This window comes from Sphingomonas folli (genome assembly GCF_019429525.1).
Classification (GTDB): domain Bacteria; phylum Pseudomonadota; class Alphaproteobacteria; order Sphingomonadales; family Sphingomonadaceae; genus Sphingomonas; species Sphingomonas folii.
Genome location: NZ_JAHXZL010000007.1, coordinates 75,244 through 92,719 on the forward strand (window position 1 = coordinate 75,244; position 17,476 = coordinate 92,719).

At 70.1% G+C, this 17,476-nt stretch carries 15 protein-coding genes; 12 read left to right on the top strand and 3 right to left on the bottom strand.

Annotation, left to right across the window (positions count from 1 at the left end; genetic code table 11):
- The first annotated feature begins 17 nt into the window (after positions 1-17).
- Positions 18-1,796 (top strand): ABC transporter transmembrane domain-containing protein, encoded by a 1,779-nt coding sequence (locus tag KZ813_RS11930; RefSeq protein ID WP_219755213.1) that lies wholly within the window; start codon positions 18-20, stop codon positions 1,794-1,796.
- A 154-nt stretch (positions 1,797-1,950) separates the two neighbouring features.
- On the opposite strand, the gene KZ813_RS11935 is transcribed toward KZ813_RS11930, so the two are convergent.
- Positions 1,951-2,403, bottom strand: coding sequence for a universal stress protein (locus KZ813_RS11935; RefSeq protein WP_219755214.1), 453 nt, complete (start codon positions 2,401-2,403; stop codon positions 1,951-1,953).
- Between the two features lie 167 nt (positions 2,404-2,570).
- Between KZ813_RS11935 and KZ813_RS11940 the strand changes: the two genes are divergently transcribed.
- The 8 genes from KZ813_RS11940 to KZ813_RS11975 all read left to right on the top strand — a co-directional run bounded on the left by KZ813_RS11940 (position 2,571) and on the right by KZ813_RS11975 (position 12,330).
- Positions 2,571-3,929 (top strand): pyruvate dehydrogenase complex dihydrolipoamide acetyltransferase, encoded by a 1,359-nt coding sequence (locus KZ813_RS11940; protein ID WP_219755215.1) that lies wholly within the window; start codon positions 2,571-2,573, stop codon positions 3,927-3,929.
- A gap of 13 nt (positions 3,930-3,942) precedes the next feature.
- Positions 3,943-4,170, top strand: coding sequence for a hypothetical protein (locus KZ813_RS11945; protein WP_219755216.1), 228 nt, complete (start codon positions 3,943-3,945; stop codon positions 4,168-4,170).
- A 62-nt stretch (positions 4,171-4,232) separates the two neighbouring features.
- On the top strand, positions 4,233-4,571 hold the full coding sequence (locus tag KZ813_RS11950; RefSeq protein ID WP_219755368.1) for an acyl-CoA thioesterase: 339 nt from the start codon (positions 4,233-4,235) through the stop codon (positions 4,569-4,571).
- 77 nt (positions 4,572-4,648) lie between these two features.
- The gene (gene lpdA, locus KZ813_RS11955; protein ID WP_219755217.1) at positions 4,649-6,043 is read left to right on the top strand and encodes a dihydrolipoyl dehydrogenase; all 1,395 of its coding nucleotides are present in this window, start codon (positions 4,649-4,651) and stop codon (positions 6,041-6,043) included.
- A gap of 45 nt (positions 6,044-6,088) precedes the next feature.
- Positions 6,089-7,531, top strand: a complete 1,443-nt coding sequence (locus tag KZ813_RS11960; protein WP_219755218.1) for a hypothetical protein — start codon at positions 6,089-6,091, stop codon at positions 7,529-7,531.
- Positions 7,532-7,816: 285 nt separating this feature from the next.
- A complete protein-coding gene (locus KZ813_RS11965; protein WP_219755219.1) occupies positions 7,817-8,935 on the top strand; it encodes an AI-2E family transporter in 1,119 nt (372 codons plus the stop codon).
- Between the two features lie 97 nt (positions 8,936-9,032).
- Positions 9,033-9,728, top strand: a complete 696-nt coding sequence (gene ctrA / locus KZ813_RS11970; RefSeq protein WP_183920808.1) for a response regulator transcription factor CtrA — start codon at positions 9,033-9,035, stop codon at positions 9,726-9,728.
- A gap of 247 nt (positions 9,729-9,975) precedes the next feature.
- Complete coding sequence (locus tag KZ813_RS11975; protein ID WP_258046697.1) at positions 9,976-12,330, top strand: TonB-dependent receptor; 2,355 nt, start codon at positions 9,976-9,978, stop codon at positions 12,328-12,330.
- A gap of 166 nt (positions 12,331-12,496) precedes the next feature.
- On the opposite strand, the gene KZ813_RS11980 is transcribed toward KZ813_RS11975, so the two are convergent.
- A complete protein-coding gene (locus tag KZ813_RS11980) occupies positions 12,497-13,255 on the bottom strand; it encodes a competence/damage-inducible protein A (protein WP_219755220.1) in 759 nt (252 codons plus the stop codon).
- Between the two features lie 52 nt (positions 13,256-13,307).
- Between KZ813_RS11980 and map the strand changes: the two genes are divergently transcribed.
- Positions 13,308-14,132, top strand: coding sequence for a type I methionyl aminopeptidase (map, locus tag KZ813_RS11985; protein ID WP_219755221.1), 825 nt, complete (start codon positions 13,308-13,310; stop codon positions 14,130-14,132).
- Between the two features lie 54 nt (positions 14,133-14,186).
- On the opposite strand, the gene KZ813_RS11990 is transcribed toward map, so the two are convergent.
- Complete coding sequence (locus KZ813_RS11990; RefSeq protein ID WP_219755222.1) at positions 14,187-15,281, bottom strand: CAP domain-containing protein; 1,095 nt, start codon at positions 15,279-15,281, stop codon at positions 14,187-14,189.
- Positions 15,282-15,496: 215 nt separating this feature from the next.
- On the opposite strand from KZ813_RS11990, the gene KZ813_RS11995 reads away from it, so the two are divergent.
- Both KZ813_RS11995 and glnA read left to right on the top strand, forming a co-directional pair.
- Positions 15,497-15,835: a P-II family nitrogen regulator gene (locus tag KZ813_RS11995; protein WP_132910351.1), complete on the top strand. Its 339-nt coding sequence runs from the start codon at positions 15,497-15,499 to the stop codon at positions 15,833-15,835.
- Between the two features lie 92 nt (positions 15,836-15,927).
- The gene (glnA, locus tag KZ813_RS12000; RefSeq protein ID WP_183924528.1) at positions 15,928-17,340 is read left to right on the top strand and encodes a type I glutamate--ammonia ligase; all 1,413 of its coding nucleotides are present in this window, start codon (positions 15,928-15,930) and stop codon (positions 17,338-17,340) included.
- Positions 17,341-17,476: the final 136 nt, after the last annotated feature.

The following is a 17,476-nucleotide window of genomic DNA, read 5'->3' on the forward strand; positions in this document are numbered from 1 at the left end:
ACTGCTAGGCGCCGGGCATGGCTAGCCTTCCCGACGTCGCCCCCTCCCGCCGTCTGGGCAACCTCACGATGGTGTGGCAGCACGCGCGCGCCTATCCGGCGCAGATCGCGGCCGCCTTCACCGCGCTGGCGATCACCTCGGCGGCGACGATCGCGATCCCGTACAGCTTCAAGCGCGTGATCGACCGCGGCTTCGCCGCCGGCGACGGCTCGTCCGCGGCGGTCGCGTCGTCGTTCCATTATATGCTGATGATCGTGCTGGTGCTGGCGCTGGGCACCGCGGTGCGTTTCTATTTCGTCGCCTGGCTGGGCGAGCGCGTCGTCGCCGACATCCGCGAGCGCGTGGTGCGCCACCTCATGACGCTCAGCCCCGCCTTCTACGAGGAGAACCGCCCGTCCGAGATCGCCTCGCGGCTGACCGCGGACACCGGGCAGATCGAGACGGTGGTCGGCATGACCATCTCGGTGGCGCTGCGCAACAGCTTCACCGCGGTGGGCGGGCTGATCTATCTCTTCGCGATCTCGCCCAAGCTGGCGTCGCTGCTGCTGCTGGGCATCCCGCTGATGATCCTGCCGATCACCTTGCTGGGCCGGAAGGTGCGCGCGTATTCGCGCACCTCGCAGGACCGCGTCGCCGACGTCGGCACGATCGTCACCGAGGTGCTGGGGGCGATGAAGATCGTCCAGGCGTTCGGCCAGGAGGGGCGCGAGAGCGCGCGCTTCGCCGGCGCGGTGGAGGCGACGATGGACGCCGCCAAGCAGCGCATCGGCCTGCGCGCGGTGATGACCGCGATCGTGATCGGCCTGGTCTTCGGCGCGATCACGCTCGTGCTGTGGGAGGGCGCGATCGACGTCGCGGCGGGGCGGCTCTCGGGCGGTGCGATCGCCGCCTTCGTGCTGACCGGCGGCATCGTCGCGGGCGCGTTCGGCGCGCTGACCGAGGTGTACGGCGACCTGCTGCGCGGCGCGGGCGCGGCGGGGCGGCTGGCCGAGCTGCTCGACGAGCGCCCCGCCATCGCGGCGCCGGCGCATCCGGTGGCGCTCCCGGTGCCGGCCGAGGGCCGCGTCGCGCTGGAGGGGGTCGAGTTCCGCTACCCGACGCGCCCCGACATGGCCGCGCTGCACGACTTTACCCTGAGCGTCGCGCCGGGCGAGACGGTCGCGGTGGTCGGCCCGTCGGGCGCGGGCAAGTCGACGTTGTTCCAGCTGATCGAGCATTTCTACGAGCCCGTGGGCGGCCGCGTGCTGGTCGACGGGGTCGACCTGCGCCGGGCCGACCCGACCGAGGTGCGCGCGCGCATCGCGATGGTGCCGCAGGAGACCGTGATCTTCGCCACCAGCGCGCGCGACAACCTGCGCTACGGCCGCTGGGACGCGAGCGACGACCAGGTCTGGGCCGCGGCCGAGGCGGCCAACGCGGCGGATTTCCTGCGCGCGCTGCCCGAGGGGCTCGACACCTTCCTCGGCGAGGGCGGGGCGCGACTGTCGGGCGGGCAGCGCCAGCGAGTCGCGATCGCGCGCGCCTTGCTGCGCGACTCGCCGATCCTGCTGCTCGACGAGGCGACCAGCGCGCTCGACGCCGAGAGCGAGCGGCTGGTGCAGGACGCGCTCGAGCGGCTGATGGCGACGCGCACCACGATCGTGATCGCGCACCGGCTGGCGACGGTGCGCGCGGCGTCGCGGATCGTGGTGATGGACGGCGGCCGGATCGTGGAGGAGGGGACGCACGCCACGCTGATCGCGCGCGGCGGGCTGTACGCGCGGCTGGCGAGCCTGCAGTTCGACGCGGCGGCGTAGGGACGGAACCCGATCCTCCCCGCTCGCGGGGAGGTGGCCGGGGCCGAAGGGCGTTGTGGAAGGGGGCTTCCCCCAACGCGACGTTCGCGCGCGTGGAGCGCCCCCTCCGTCAGCGCTGGGGCGCCGCCATCTCCCCTTGCCGGGAGGATCTGGATCAGCTCACCCGGTCGATCGCGTCCATCGCCAGCCCGCCCGGCACGATCATCAGCGGCACCGGCAGCGTACCCGCCTCGGCGGCGAAGTGGCTCACCAGCGCGCCCGGCGCGCCGCCCGCCGCGGCGCCGAGCACCAGCGCGGCGATCTGCGGGTTGGCCGCGATCATCTCGCGGATCACCTTGGGGCCGTCGCCGCTGCGCACCGTCAGCGACGGGCGCACGCCCGATTCCTCCAGCAGCGTCCCCGCCGCGCGCGCCACCAGTCCCTCGGCGTGCTGGCGCTGTTCCTCCTCCATCGTCGCCTGCACTCCGCCGAACGGGCTGAACTCCGGCGGCGGCAGCAGCGCGAGGATCTCGACGCCGCCGTTCGTCCGCACCGCGCGGCGCGCGGCGAAGCGCAGCGCGCTCAGCGCCTCGGGGGTGTCGTCGACGACGGTGAGATAGATGCGCATCGGTCCGGGGCCCCCTGGTCGCGAGCGGTGTACCGCCGCGCGGCGCGGGCGCGCAAGACGCGGGCGGGAAGGGAGCAGGAGGGGGCGAGAAGGGGGGTGGGGTTGACCCTGCGTCGCGCGTCCGCGAGAGACGCGGGCAACTCCCAGGATCCGCTCGAGGACTCACGATGCCCATCGAAATCAAGATGCCTGCCCTGTCGCCCACGATGGAGGAGGGCACGCTGGCCAAGTGGCTCGTCAAGGAGGGCGACGAGGTCAAGGCGGGCGACATCATGGCCGAGATCGAGACCGACAAGGCGACGATGGAGTTCGAGGCGGTGGACGAGGGCCGGATCAGCAAGATCGCGGTCGCCGAGGGCACCGACGGCGTGAAGGTCGGCACCGTGATCGCGCTGCTCGAGGGCGAGGGCGACGAGTCCGGTGAGAGCACCCCCGCCCCGGCGGCGAAGGAGAGCGAGCCGCGCCCGTCGCCGGAGGACCCGAACAAGACCGGCAGCGAGGCCGAGGCCGCGCCCGAGGACGTCGAGGACCACGGCAAACCCGCCGACTCGCAGGCCGCCGCCCCGGTCGCCACGCAGGCGCAGGCCGCGGCGCCGCAGCGCGCCGCGGGCGAGCGCGTGAAGGCCAGCCCGCTGGCGCGCCGCGTCGCCGCCGAGCGCGGCGTCGACCTCGGCTCGGTGAGCGGCACCGGCCCGAACGGCCGCATCGTCCGCGCCGACGTCGAGGGCGCCAAGGCCGGCGCCGCCGCCCCGGCCGCGAGCACCGCCGCGCCCGCACCCGCCCAGGGTGCCGGGGCCGCCCCGCCCGCGCCCAGGCCCGCCCAGATCCCCGACGTGCCGCACGAGCTCACCAAGCTCAGCAACATGCGCAAGACGATCGCGCGCCGCCTGACCGAGTCGAAGCAGCAGGTGCCGCACATCTATCTCACGGTCGACGTGGAGCTCGACAAGCTGCTCAAGCTGCGCGGCGAGCTCAACGCCGGGCTGGAGTCGCGCGGGGTGAAGCTGTCGGTCAACGACCTGCTGATCAAGGCGCTCGCGGTGGCGCTGGTCCAGGTGCCCAAGTGCAACGTGATGTTCACGCCCGACCAGCTCGTCAGCTTCGCGCGCGCCGACATCTCGGTGGCGGTGTCGACTCCGGAGGGGCTGATCACGCCGGTGATCACCGAGGCGGACACCGCCTCGCTGTCGAGCATCTCGACCCGGATGAAGGATCTGGCCGCGCGCGCGCGCGACAAGAAGCTGAAACCCGAGGAGTTCACCGGCGGCACCGCCTCGATCAGCAACATGGGTATGTTCGGGATCAAGCAGTTCCAGGCGGTGATCAACCCGCCGCAGGGCATGATCCTGGCGATCGGCGCGGGCGAGAAGCGGCCGTGGGTGCTCAAGGACGGCGCGCTCGGCGTCGCCTCGGTGATGTCGGCGACGGGCAGCTTCGATCATCGCGCGATCGACGGGGCGGACGGCGCGCAGCTGATGCAGGCGTTCAAGCAGCTCGTCGAGAACCCGCTGGCGATGCTCGCCTGAGCCGGGACGGGCGATGGCGCAGATGGAGCTGCCCGCGGTGTGGCGCGAGTGGGCCTGGGGGCTGCTCGCGCTGGGCGTGACCGCGCTCGTCTTCAAGGGCGCGGCGTGGAGCTACCCGCAGGGCGCGGAGACGATCTGGCTGGTCGGCGCGGGCACGATGGTGGCGGTGGCGCTGCTGGGCGCGCGCGACGTGTGGGAGGTGCAGCAGCGCGACGAGCCGCGGCGGGGGGCGCGCGCGTGAGCGGGGCGACCGCCCCCGCCGCGGCGCCGCCGAGCAGCGCGCCGACGATCCGCGTCACCGCGATGCCGGCGGACGCCAACGCCTATGGCGACATCTTCGGCGGCTGGCTGATGAGCCTGATGGACTCGGCGGCGGGGCTGACCGCGGCGCGGCGCGCGCGCGGCCGCGCGGTGACGATCGCGATGGACGGGATGCAGTTCCACGCCCCCGTCCACGTCGGCGACGAGGTGTCGGTCTACGCGTCGATCGAGCGCGTCGGGCGCACCTCGATCGCGATCCAGGTGGAGAGCTGGGCGCGCGACCGCCACGGCGAGGAGTCGCGCAAGGTGACCGAGGCGCGCTTCACCTTCGTCGCGATCGACGAGGACCGCCGCCCGCGCGAGGTGCCGCCCGCGGCGTGACATGATTCCCCGGGTGCGCGCGGACGCCGCGTCACCCATCAGATGGCAAACAGGGGCTGCGGCCCGGGAGTGGCTCAATGGCTGACACCTACGACCTCATCGTGCTGGGCTCGGGCCCCGGCGGTTACGTCTCCGCGATCCGCGCGGCGCAGCTCGGGCTGAAGGTCGCGATCGTCGAGCGCGAGCGGCTGGGCGGCATCTGCCTCAACTGGGGCTGTATCCCGACCAAGGCGCTGCTGCGCACGTCCGAGGTCTATCATTACATGACCCATGCCGCCGATTACGGGCTCAAGGCGGAGAATGTCGGCTTCGATCTCACCAAGATCGTCGAGCGCAGCCGCAAGGTCGCGGGCCAGCTCAACGCCGGTGTCAAAGGCTTGATGAAGAAGAACAAGGTGACGGTGGTCGAGGGCGTCGGCGCGCTCAGCGGCAAGGGTAGGCTGAGCGTCAAGCAGGGCGGCGGCACGGTCGAGCTCGAGGCCAAGCATATCATCGTCGCCACCGGCGCGCGCGCGCGTGACCTGCCCTTCGCCAAGGCCGACGGCAAGCGCATCTGGACCTATCGCCACGCGATGGTGCCCGAGGAGATGCCGACCAAGCTGCTGGTCATCGGCTCGGGCGCGATCGGTATCGAGTTCGCCAGCTTCTACAACGACATGGGCGCGGACGTCACGGTCGTGGAGATGCTGCCGCGGATCCTGCCGGTGGAGGACGAGGAGGTCAGCGCCTTCATGGAGAAGCGCCTCACCAAGGAGGGCATCCGCATCCTCACCGGCGTGGGCGTCGAGTCGATCGAGACCGGTGCGGAGTCGGTCAAGGCGACGATCAAGGGGAAGGACGGCAAGAGCGCGACCGAGGCGTATAGCCACGTCGTCGTCGCGATCGGCATCGTCCCCAACACTGAGAACATCGGGCTAGAGACGCTGGGCGTGCAGACCGAGCGCGGCCACATCAAGGTCGACGGCTATGGCCGCACCAACGTGGAGGGGATCTACGCGATCGGCGACGTCACCGGCGCGCCCTGGCTGGCGCACAAGGCGAGCCACGAGGGGGTCGTCTGCGTCGAGAAGATCGCGGGGCAGGACCCGCACCCGTTCGAGACGTGGAACATCCCGGGCTGCACCTACTCGCGCCCGCAGGTCGCCAGCGTCGGGCTCACCGAGGCCAAGGCCAAGGAAGGCGGGCGCCAGGTGAAGGTCGGCAAGTTCCCCTTCATCGGCAACGGCAAGGCGATCGCGCTGGGCGAGGCGGACGGCTTCGTGAAGACGGTGTTCGACGCGAAGACGGGCGAGCTGCTCGGCGCGCACATGGTCGGCGCCGAGGTGACCGAGCTGATCCAGGGCTATGTCGTCGCGCGCCAGCTCGAGACCACCGAGCACGAGCTGATGGAGACGGTGTTCGCGCACCCGACGTTGAGCGAGATGATGCACGAGAGCGTGCTCGGCGCCTACAACCGCGCATTGCACATCTGACCCGCGGCGGCGCGCGGCGCGCGGGGGCGTCCTATAATCGGCGGTATGATCTACGCGTCGCGCCCCGCCCGTTACCCGCTGCTCGTCGCCGCCGCGCTGTGGCTCGTCTCGCTGGTGGTGTTCGCGCCGGGCGTGGCGGAATATGACTCGGTCGAGCAGTTCCGCCAGGTCCTGAGCGGCCAATATGACGACTGGCACCCGCCCGTCATGGCCTGGCTGTGGCGCCGGCTGCTGCCGCTCGGCGACGGCGCCACCCCGCTGCTGGTGTTCCAGCTCACCGGCTATTGGCTCGGGCTGGGGCTGATCGCGGGTGCCCTGGCGCGGATCGGGCGGGCGGGCGCGGGCTGGACGGTGCTGCTGATCGGGCTGCTGCCGCCCTTCCTCGGCTGGCAGGCGGTGGTGCTCAAGGATGCGCAGCTCGTCGGCGCGGCGCTGGGCGCCTTCGGGCTGGTGGCGTGGTGGCGGCTGCGCGATCGGCCGATCCCCCCCGCGGCGGCGCTGCTCGCCGCGCTGCTGTTCGGCTACGCGCTGCTGGTGCGCGCCAACGCGGCCTTCGCGCTGGCGCCGCTGATCGCCGGGCTTTTCCCGGTGCGGCGCGCGGGCGCGCTGGTCGTCGGCTCGGCGGTCCTGCTCGCGCTGACGCTCGCGCTGGCGGGGCCGATCAACCACCGGCTGATCGGCGCGCGCCCGAGCGGGGTGGAGAAGACCCAGCCGCTCTACGACCTCGCCGGCATCGCGGTGCGGGCGCCGGGCTCGCACTCGGTCGGGCTGTCGCGCGACGCGGCGCGGCAGCTGCGCGCGAACCATTGTGTCACGCCCTATTTCTGGGACCCGCTCGGCGACACGCCCGGCTGCGTCGCCGCGATCGTGCCGCTCAGGGCGCAGCGCGCGGGGGACCTGTACCTGCGGCTCGCCAACGCCGCGCTCCACCACCCGCTCGCCTATCTCGCGCAGCGCGCCGCGCATTGGAACATGACCGAGCGCTGGCTGGTGCCGGCGCGGCTCGCGGGCGCGGCGCCGGTCGGGGGCAGCGAGCCGAACGCGCTCGGTCTCGCCAGCCCGGGGCCGCAGGCGCAGCAGTGGATGTGGCTCGCCGCGCAGGCGGTACTGACGCCGCTCGCCTGGCCCTTCGCCTGGCTGCTGCTCGCGCTGCTGCTGCTGGTGGGGACGCGGCGATGGCGCCACGCGCCGCCACGCCAGCTCGCCATCGCGCTGCTGATCTCGGCGGTGACGCTCGAGTTCAGTTTCCTGGCGATCTCGATCGCGACCGACCTGCGCTATCACCTGTGGCCGATGATCGCGACCGCGCTGGCGGCGGTGCTGCTCGCCGACACCTACCCGCTCCGCCGCGTGCCCGCCTGGATGGTGCTGGTCGCCGGCCTGTGCCTCGCCGCCGCGGTGGCCGAGCGCGCGACCCTGCCCGACCCGCCGCAGGACTATCACCAGCTGCTCCACTGGGCGCCCCCGCTGAGCCTGTTGCCGGCATAGGGAAGGGGCGGAGGTGCCGCCGTCGCTTCCTCCCGGCGTCATCCTGAGCTCGTCTCAGGATCCACTGCGCCGCATGCGCCGAAGCGGCTGAGTGCGCGCGGCGGTGGATCCTGAGACGAGTCCAGGACGACGTCAGGCGGGTGAGGCCGGCTGACACCAGATCAACGACCTGCCAGCTGATCGGCTCGGACACCGATCGCTTTTCCCTACGCCCGCGCGCCTTTTCGCCGAGCCGGGCGTTGTGCCGGCGATGCAACGATCCCACCCCGCGGCGCCGGCGCGCGCATGAACCGGCTCGCCCCCGACGAGCCCGACGCGCGCTTCATCCGGCGGGTGCTCTGGCTCGTGCTGATCGTCGCGGCGCTGGCGGCGCTCTACTTCGCACGCCACCTGCTGATCCTCGCCTTCGGCTCGATGCTGATCGCGATCATCATCCACGCCATCGCCGAGGTCTATGCCACGCGGACCCGGTTGAGCGCGCGCGCCGCGATGGGCGCCGCGATCGCCAGCGTGCTCGCCTTCCTGGCGCTGCTCGGCTGGCTGTTCGGCGTCGAGTTCCGCGCCCAGGTCAACACCCTGGTCGTGTCGCTGCCGGGGCTGCTCGACCAGCTCCAGGCCTATATGTCGCAGAGCCCGGTGGGCGAGAAAGTGGCGGACGCGGTACAGGCCGCCTTCGCGGGCAGCCGAGTCGCCCAGGACATCGGCGAGATCGTGCGCGGCGCGGGCGAGCTGCTGCTCAACGCGGTGCTCGTCCTGTTCGGCGCGATCTTCTTCGCGGTCGACCCGAAGATCTACGAGCGCGGCTTCCTGCTGCTGGTCCCGCCGGCGAAGCGCGCCGCGGTGGAGGACGCGCTGGGCGACGTCGCCTCGACGCTGCTGCTGTGGCTGCGCGCGCAGCTGATCCAGATGACCGCGATGGGCGCGATGGTGGGCATCGGCCTATGGATCGCGGGTGTGCCCTCGCCGGCGCTGCTGGGGCTGCTCACCGGCCTGTCCGAGTTCATCCCCTATGTTGGCCCGGTCGCGGCGATGCTGCCCGCGCTGGGGCTGGCGGCGACTCGCGGGACCGACCAGCTCGTCTGGGCGCTCACCGTCTTCGCGGTGGTGCGCGTGGTGCAGACCAACTTCGTCACGCCCTTCGTCACCAGCCGAGTCGTCGCGATCCCGCCCGCGCTCAGCCTGTTTGCGATCATCGGCACCGGCGCGGTCTTCGGGCTGTTCGGCCTGTTCTTCTCGGGCGGTATCCTCGTGGTGGGCTTCACGCTGGTGCGCAGCCTCTACCTGCGCGAAGTGCTGGGCGAGGACATACCCCGCTCGCGCGAGCGCACCCTGTTCACCGCCAAGGGCACGCCGCGCCCGACGGCTGAGGATGAAGATTCGACATTAACGGAACGTCCGGATTAAGTGTGAATTAACCTTTCTGGTTCAGAAGCCATTGGGTATGAACGTAGCGAAACGCGGGTGACAGGGTCTACCGCGTTGACGAACCGGGGATTTGCCGATGCGCGTGCTGCTGATCGAGGACGAGCCGACGACCGCCAAGGCCATCGAGCTGATGCTGTCGACCGAAGGGTTCAACGTCTACAATACTGATCTGGGTGAGGAAGGCCTCGATCTCGGCAAGCTGTACGATTACGACATCATCCTGCTCGACCTCAACTTGCCCGACATGCACGGCTACGACGTGCTGAAGAAATTGCGCGTCGCACGGGTGCAGACGCCGGTCCTGATCCTCTCGGGCATCAACGAGATGGACTCCAAGGTGCGCAGCTTCGGCTTCGGTGCGGACGATTACGTCACCAAGCCGTTCCATCGCGAGGAGCTGGTCGCGCGCATCCACGCCGTGGTGCGCCGCTCGAAGGGTCACTCGCAGTCGGTGATCAAGACCGGCAAGCTCTCGGTCAACCTCGACGCCAAGACGGTCGAGGTCGACGGCGCGCGCGTGCACCTGACGGGCAAGGAATATGCGATGCTCGAGCTGCTCTCGCTGCGCAAGGGCACGACGCTGACCAAGGAGATGTTCCTCAACCATCTCTACGGCGGGATGGACGAGCCCGAGCTCAAGATCATCGACGTGTTCATCTGCAAGCTGCGCAAGAAGCTGAGCCTGGCGTGCGGCGGCGACAATTACATCGAGACGGTGTGGGGCCGCGGTTACGTGCTGCGCGAGCCCGAGGAGACCGCGCAGGTCGCGTGAGGTCTGGCGTCATCGGCTGATGCGGCGGCCGCCGCACCGGAGGGTGCGGCGGCCGTTCTCTGTTGCGTCTCCGTGTTCCTGGGGATTCAGGAACCCGGAGTCGCGAACGCTCGCCCTGTGACACTGTGCTCCTCGGTGCGCAGGAGCACGGCGGCAACACGCTGTCGCATAAACGCAACCATACTGTCATCGGCCCGACCCGGACCTAGTGCAGGCGCCCCCGTTAACGACAATGGGGGAAGAGACGATGACCGCCAGATTCATGCTGCTCGCCGGCGCCTCGTGCCTGTTCGCCGCGCCCGCGCTGGCGCAGGACACGCCGCCGCCGTCCACCGCCGCGACGATCGACCGTACCGCGCCCGAGCAGCCGACCGAGGGCGAGGACGTGGTGGTGCTCGGCTTCGGCCAGAGCCGCCAGGTCCAGACCGTCACCTCGGCCGATCTCGAGCGGCTCACCCCCGGCACCTCGCCGCTCAAGGCGGTGGCGAAGCTCCCCGGGGTCAACTTCCAGTCGGCCGACGCCTTCGGTGCCTATGAGTGGTCGACCCGCATCTCGCTGCGCGGCTTCAACCAGAACCAGCTCGGCTTCACGCTCGACGGCGTGCCGCTCGGCGACATGAGCTACGGCAACGTCAACGGCCTTCACATCAGCCGCGCGATCATCTCGGAGAATATCGCCAGCACCACCGTGGCGCAGGGCGCCGGCGCGCTCGGCACCGCCTCGACCAGCAATCTCGGCGGCACGCTCCAGTTCGTCAGCCGCGCGCCGTCCGACACCGCCGACCTCGTCGCCTCGGGCACCTATGGCAGCGACCAGACCTATCGCGCCTTCGTCCGCGCCGAGTCGGGCGACCTGGGCGGCGGGCTCAAGGGCTATATCAGCTACGGCTTCCTCAAGACCGACAAGTGGAAGGGCTTCGGCGAGCAGCGCCAGCACCAGGCCAACGCCAAGGTCGTGAAGGAGGTGGGCGAGCACGGCAAGATCACCGCCTTCCTCAACTTCTCCGATCGCCGCGAGAACGATTACCAGGACCTCAGCCTCGACATCATCCGCCGCCGCGGGCTGAACAACGACAATATCTCGAACGACTATCCGCTGGCGCTGCAGATCGCGCAGATCGCGCAGAACCAGGCCGCGCGCGCGGCGAGCGCCACCGCGGCGCTGCCCTATCCGGGGGTCGGCCTCGCCTTCCCGTCGGGGATCGGCACGCTCGACGACGTCTATTACGACGCCGCCGGCCTGCGCCGCGACTGGCTCGGCGGCGTGACGTTCGAGGCGCAGCTGCTGCCGCAGCTGTCGGTCGTGTCGACCAGCTATATCCACCGCAACAAGGGCCAGGGCTCGTGGATCACGCCCTATCAGCCGACGCCCGCGGGCGCCCCGAATGCCGATGGCACGCCGATCACCGACGGCTCGGCGCTGTCGTTCCGCACCACCGAATATCGCATCATGCGCGCGGGCAATTTCACCAACGCCGCGCTCGAGCTCGGCGCGAACCGCCTCGAGGTCGGCGCCTGGTATGAGAGCAACACCTTCGACCAGGCGCGCCGCTTCTACGGCATGGCCAACGGCACGACGCCGAACCGCCGCGCGCTCGACTATCAGGACAACCCCTTCTTCACCCAGTGGGCGGGCAATTACGACACCGAGACGCTGCAATATCACGTCGCCGACACGCTCCAGCTCGGCGCGCTGACGATCAACGCCGGCTGGAAGGGCATGCGCGTCGAGAATCAGGCCAATCTGCTCACCGGCGTGCTGGTGGCGGGCAGGATCGAATCGAAGGACTGGTTCCTGCCGCAGGCCGGCGCGGTCTTCGCGCTCGGCGGTGGCGCCGAGCTGTTCGCCAGCTACACCGAGAACATGCGCGCCTTCGTCTCGGGCACGGCCGGGCCGTTCGGCACCACCCAGACCGGCTTCGACGCGATCCGCTCGCGCATCAAGCCCGAGACGTCGAAGACCGCCGAGGGCGGCGTGCGCCTGCGCGCCGGCGGGCTGCAGCTCTCCGCGGTGGGCTATTACATCGACTTCAACGACCGGCTGCTCACCTTCCAGAACGGCTCGGGAATCCAGGGCAACCCGCCGACGCTCAACAACGCCGGCAACGTCGAGAGCTACGGCGGCGAGGTCTCCGCTTTCTACCGCGTGTTCCAGCCGCTCAGCCTGTTCGCCAGCTACAGCTACAACAAGGCGACCTATCAGGACGACGTGGTCGATGCCGCGGGCACGGTGCTGACCGCCACCGCGGGCAGGACCGTGGTCGACACGCCCGAGCATATGGCCAAGGGCGAGATCGTGTACGATGACAGCCGCTTCTTCGGCCGAGTCGGCGCGGACTATATGTCGAAGCGCTATTTCACCTATCTCAACGACCAGTCGGTCGGCGCGCGCGTGCTGATGGACGCGAGCATCGGCGTGCGCCTCGGCGAGAACATGGGCTTCTTCCGCGGCTTCGCGCTCGAGGGCAGCGTCACCAACCTGACCGACAAGAAATATGTCTCGACGATCGGCAGCAACGGCTACACCGCGAGCGGCGACAACCAGACCCTGCTCGCCGGCGCGCCGCGCCAGTGGTTCGTGACGCTGCGACGCGGGTTCTGAGGGGGAGCGACGTGAGATCCTTCCCTGAAAGGGGAGGTGGCAGGCCGCAGGCCTGACGGAGGGGTGTCGCCGGGGGTGAGTGTCGCGGAACTCACCGCCGGCGACACCCCTCCACCAGCCCGCGGCTGGTCCCCCTCCCCTTGCAGGGGAGGATCTCACGCCCCGCTCAGATCCCGCCCGCCACCACCTCGTGCCCCGCGGCCGTCAGCGCGGCGCCCAGGTCGGCCAGGCAGCGCTCCACCAGCGCCGCGTCCGGCGAGCGCGCGACGAAATTGGCGCCGGTCCGCCCCTCGCGGAAGAAGGGGTAGCTGCCGATCGCGACGCCCTCATGCGCCTTCTCGGTGGCGCGCAGCAGGTCGGCGACCTCGCTCTCCGCCACCCAGCAGCCGATCGTGCGGCTCACCACCGGCCGGCCGCCCTCCAGCGTCCCGGTGAGCGAGTCGAGCATCCCCGCGGTGATGTGCGGCACGCCCGCCATGATGAAGACGTTGCCGACGTGGATCCCGGGCGCACCCGACACGCGATTCTCGATCAGCGTCGCGCCCTCGGGCACGCGCGCCATCCGCAGGCGCGCCTCGGTGACCCCGCCGCGCGTGGCGTAGTAACGCTCCAGTATCGCCACCGCCTCGGGATGATGCACCACGCCGACGCCCAGCGCCGCCGCGATCGAGTCGACCGTGATGTCGTCGTGCGTCGGCCCGATCCCGCCGGTGGTGAAGAGATAGTCGTTGCGCGCGCGCAGCTGGTTGACCGCCTCGACGATCGCCTCCTCACGGTCCGCCACCACGCGCACCTCGGCGAGGCGGATGCCCTGGACGTTGAGCCAGCTCGCCAGCTGGGCGATGTTCTTGTCCTGCGTGCGGCCGGAGAGGATCTCGTCGCCGATCACCACCAGCGCCGCGGTCCAGATGCGTTCGGTCTCCATGACGGGCGGGCATAGCCTCGCATTCGACGGGTCGCCACGCTATATCGCCGCGATGACCGATTACGTGACCGTCACCAGCGACGCGCCGCACGGGCGCACCGGCGCGATCAAGCTCCACGGGCCCGAGGCCTTCGCGGGCATGCACAGGGCCGGGCGGCTCGCCGCCGAGACGCTCGACATGCTGGTGCCGCATATGGTGCCCGGCGTCACCACCGCGGCGCTCGACCGGCTGATCTACGACTTCATCCTGGCGGGCGGGGGCGTGCCCGCGACGCTCGGCTATCGCGGTTACGCGCACAGCACCTGCATCTCGATCAACCACGTCGTCTGCCACGGCATCCCCGCGGACAAGCCGCTGAAGTCGGGCGACATCGTCAATGTCGACGTGACCCCGATCGTCGACGGCTGGCACGGCGACTCGAGCCGCATGTACCTGGTCGGGGACGTGCCGCTGAAGGCCAAGCGGCTGGTCGAGGTGACCTATGAGTGCCTGATGCTCGGCATCGAGCAGGCGCGCCCGGGTAACCACATGGGTGACGTCGCGCACGCGATCCAGCGCCACGCCGAGTCGAACCGCTACGGCGTGGTGCGCGACTTCTGCGGGCACGGGCTGGGCCGTCTGTTCCACGACGCGCCCGAGGTGGTGCATGTCGGGCGGCCCGGCGCGGGTGTCGAGCTGCGCCCGGGGATGATCTTCACGATCGAGCCGATGATCAACATCGGCCGCCCCGACGTGAAGCTGCTCGAGGACGGCTGGACCGCGGTGACGCGTGACCGCTCCCTCTCGGCGCAGTTCGAGCATTCGATCGGCATCACCGAGGACGGCTGCGAGATTTTCACCTGCTCGCCCGCGGGGCTCGACAAGCCGCCGTATTGAGGGGCCGCGACGCTGGATCGATCCTCCCCTCGCAGGGGGAGGATGCACCCTCGTCTACGGCACGATCCGGAACGTGTAGCTGTAGCTCTGCGCCTGGCCGCGCACGGACACGCCGTCGATCGTCACCGTATAGGTGACGTCGTTCGCCAGCCCCGCCACCGCGAACTGGAGGTTGTTGGGCACGCCATAGCCGGTGTTGTCGAAGCTGATGTTCGACACCGTCAGCGCCGTGTCGCCGTTCGCTACCCGCACCGTCGCCTTGGCGAAATCGACCTGCGCGTTGGCGCCCCCGCGCCGCGTCGTGTCCGCGATCACCGTGAAGGAGAGCAGCGCCGCCGGGTCGAAATAGCGCGCCGGATAGTCGCCGTAGGGATAGGCCACGTACGGCGGCAGCCCGCCGGGCACCGTCACGCCGCCGGCGAACGACACCACCTTCATCGCCGCGGCGTCGGTGCGGCTGCCGTCGGCGAGCACCTGCGCGACGCGGCCGTAGCTGATCTTGCCGAGGAAGGGGTCGAGCATCCAGCGGCGGTGGCCGACGTTGTTGGCGACGAGGTTGGTCGTCTCGGTGAGCCAGCCGCCGAGGTACATGTCCTCGGTATAGTAAGCGAGATAGGGCGAGATCAGCCCGCCGTAGAGGTTGCTGGTGCCCGCGCCGGTCGAGCCGGTGTCGGTGTAGCATTTCCAATCCGCCGGCGGCGTGTGGGTGAGCTGGCCGTTGGCCGCCATCATCAGCGCCGCCTGGGTCGCCTGCTCGTCGTCGGCACTGGAATAGGTCACCGCGGGCAGGCGGTGGAGCGCGCGGATCGCGTTCAGCCGCGCGAGCACGTCGGCGCGCACGCTGTCGGCCAGTATCCCCGGGCGGCAGTTGGGCACGTCGGGCTGGGCGGTGAAGAGCGCGGCGGCGCGCGCCGCCCAGCTGCCGGTCGGCGCGGCGGAGGAGGGATCCGCCGAGACCGGCGTGGGGGTGGGCGTCGGCTGCGGGGTCGGGCTCGGCGTCGGCGAGGGGGAGGGCGCGGGCGCCGGCGTCACCACCACCGCGGCGGGGGTGCTCGCCGCGCCGCTGCCACCACCGCCACCGCCACAGCCGCCGAGCAGCAGCGAGAGCGACGACACGCCGAGGATCCAGGACGACCGGAAGATACGCATGCCGCCCTCTACTCTCCCGCCGCTTAACAAATTGGCCAGTGCGAGGTTGCTCAAAGCGGCGGCAATCGACGGGTGTCTGCCTGCTTTTTGCGCATCGCTGGCAGTCGCCCCGCCGATCGCCGCACTGGGTTGCCCTGAGCGTCCGCGGCTGGCACGGTCGGTGCAAGATACCGCGTGGGGTATCGGTCTTTCATCCGAGGTGGGGCGTCAATCGCGTGAAGAAGATCGAGGCGATCATCAAGCCGTTCAAGCTGGATGAGGTGAAGGAGGCGCTGCACGAGATCGGCGTCAGCGGCATCACCGTGACCGAGGCCAAGGGCTTCGGCCGGCAGAAGGGTCACACCGAATTGTATCGCGGTGCCGAGTACGTCGTCGACTTCCTGCCCAAGGTGAAGCTCGAGGTGGTCGTTGAGGACGGTCTCGCCGAGCGCGTGGTCGAGGCGATCGCCGCCGCGGCGCAGACCGGCCGGATCGGCGACGGCAAGATCTTCGTGATCCCGGTGGAGACCGCGCTGCGTATCCGCACCGGCGAGCGCGACAACGACGCGATCTGAGCTGCCTCGCCGCGGCCGCGCGCCGCGGTATCATGAGTTACCGCCCAGCCCGGCCCGCCCGGGGGACGGCACCTGCGAGAGAGAGAAGCATCATGGCGAACACGGCCGCAGACGTTCTGCAGAAGATCAAGGACGAGGAGATCGAGTGGGTCGACCTGCGCTTCACCGATCCCAAGGGCAAGTGGCAGCACCTCACCATGGTCGCCTCGGTGATGGGCGAGGACGAGTGGACCGACGGCCTGATGTTCGACGGTTCCTCGATCGCGGGCTGGAAGGCGATCAACGAGTCGGACATGATCCTCAAGCCCGACCTCGACGCGGTCTACACCGACCCGTTCTCGGCGACGCCGATGCTGATCGTGTTCTGCGACATCGTCGAGCCGTCGACGGGCGAGGGCTATAGCCGCGACCCGCGCACCACCGCCAAGCGCGCCGAGGCCTATGTCGCCACCACCGGGATCGGCGACACGGTCTATGTCGGCCCCGAGGCCGAGTTCTTCATGTTCGACGACGTCCGCTTCGAGAACAGCTACAACACCAGCTACTTCAAGATCGACGACATCGAGCTGCCGACCAACACCGGCCGCGAGTATGAGGGCGGCAACCTCGCGCACCGCCCGCGCGCCAAGGGCGGTTACTTCCCGGTCGCGCCGGTCGACTCGGCGGTCGACATCCGCGGCGAGATGGTCTCGACCATGATCGAGATGGGCCTGCCGTGCGACAAGCACCACCACGAGGTGGCGGCGGCGCAGCACGAGCTGGGGCTCACCTTCGGCACGCTGACCACCACCGCGGATCGCATGCAGATCTACAAGTATGTCGTGCACCAGGTCGCGCATGCCTATGGCAAGTCGGCCACCTTCATGCCCAAGCCGATCAAGGAAGATAACGGCTCGGGGATGCACACGCACTTCTCGATCTGGAACGGCAAGGAGCCGCTGTTCGCGGGCAACGGCTATGCCGGCCTGTCCGACACCTGCCTCTATTTCATCGGCGGGATCATCAAGCACGCCAAGGCGATCAACGCCTTCACCAACCCGACCACCAACAGCTACAAGCGGCTGGTGCCGGGGTACGAGGCGCCGGTGCTGCTCGCTTACTCGGCGCGCAACCGGTCGGCCTCGTGCCGCATCCCCTATGGCACGGGCCCGAAGAGCAAGCGCGTCGAGGTGCGCTTCCCCGACGCGATGGCCAACCCGTATCTCGCTTATGCCGCGCTGCTGATGGCGGGCCTCGACGGCATCCAGAACAAGATCCATCCCGGCGAGGCGATGGACAAGAACCTGTACGACCTGCCGCCGGCCGAGCTGGCACAGGTGCCGACGGTCTGCGCGTCGCTGCGCGAGGCGCTCGACTCGCTGATGGCGGACCACGACTTCCTGCTGAAGGGCGACGTGTTCACCAAGGACCAGATCGAGGCCTATGTCGAGCTGCAGTGGCAGGACGTGGCGCGCTGGGAGATGACCCCGAGCCCCGTCGAATACGACATGTACTACAGCGCGTAAGTCGCGCTGAGCGGCTGACGCGAGAAGGGCGCCCGGTGAGAGCCGGGCGCCCTTTTCGTTAGATCCTCCCCGCTCGCGGGGAGGTGGCAGCGCGTCAGCGCCGACGGAGGGGGCTCTCCACGCGCGCACCGCGTCG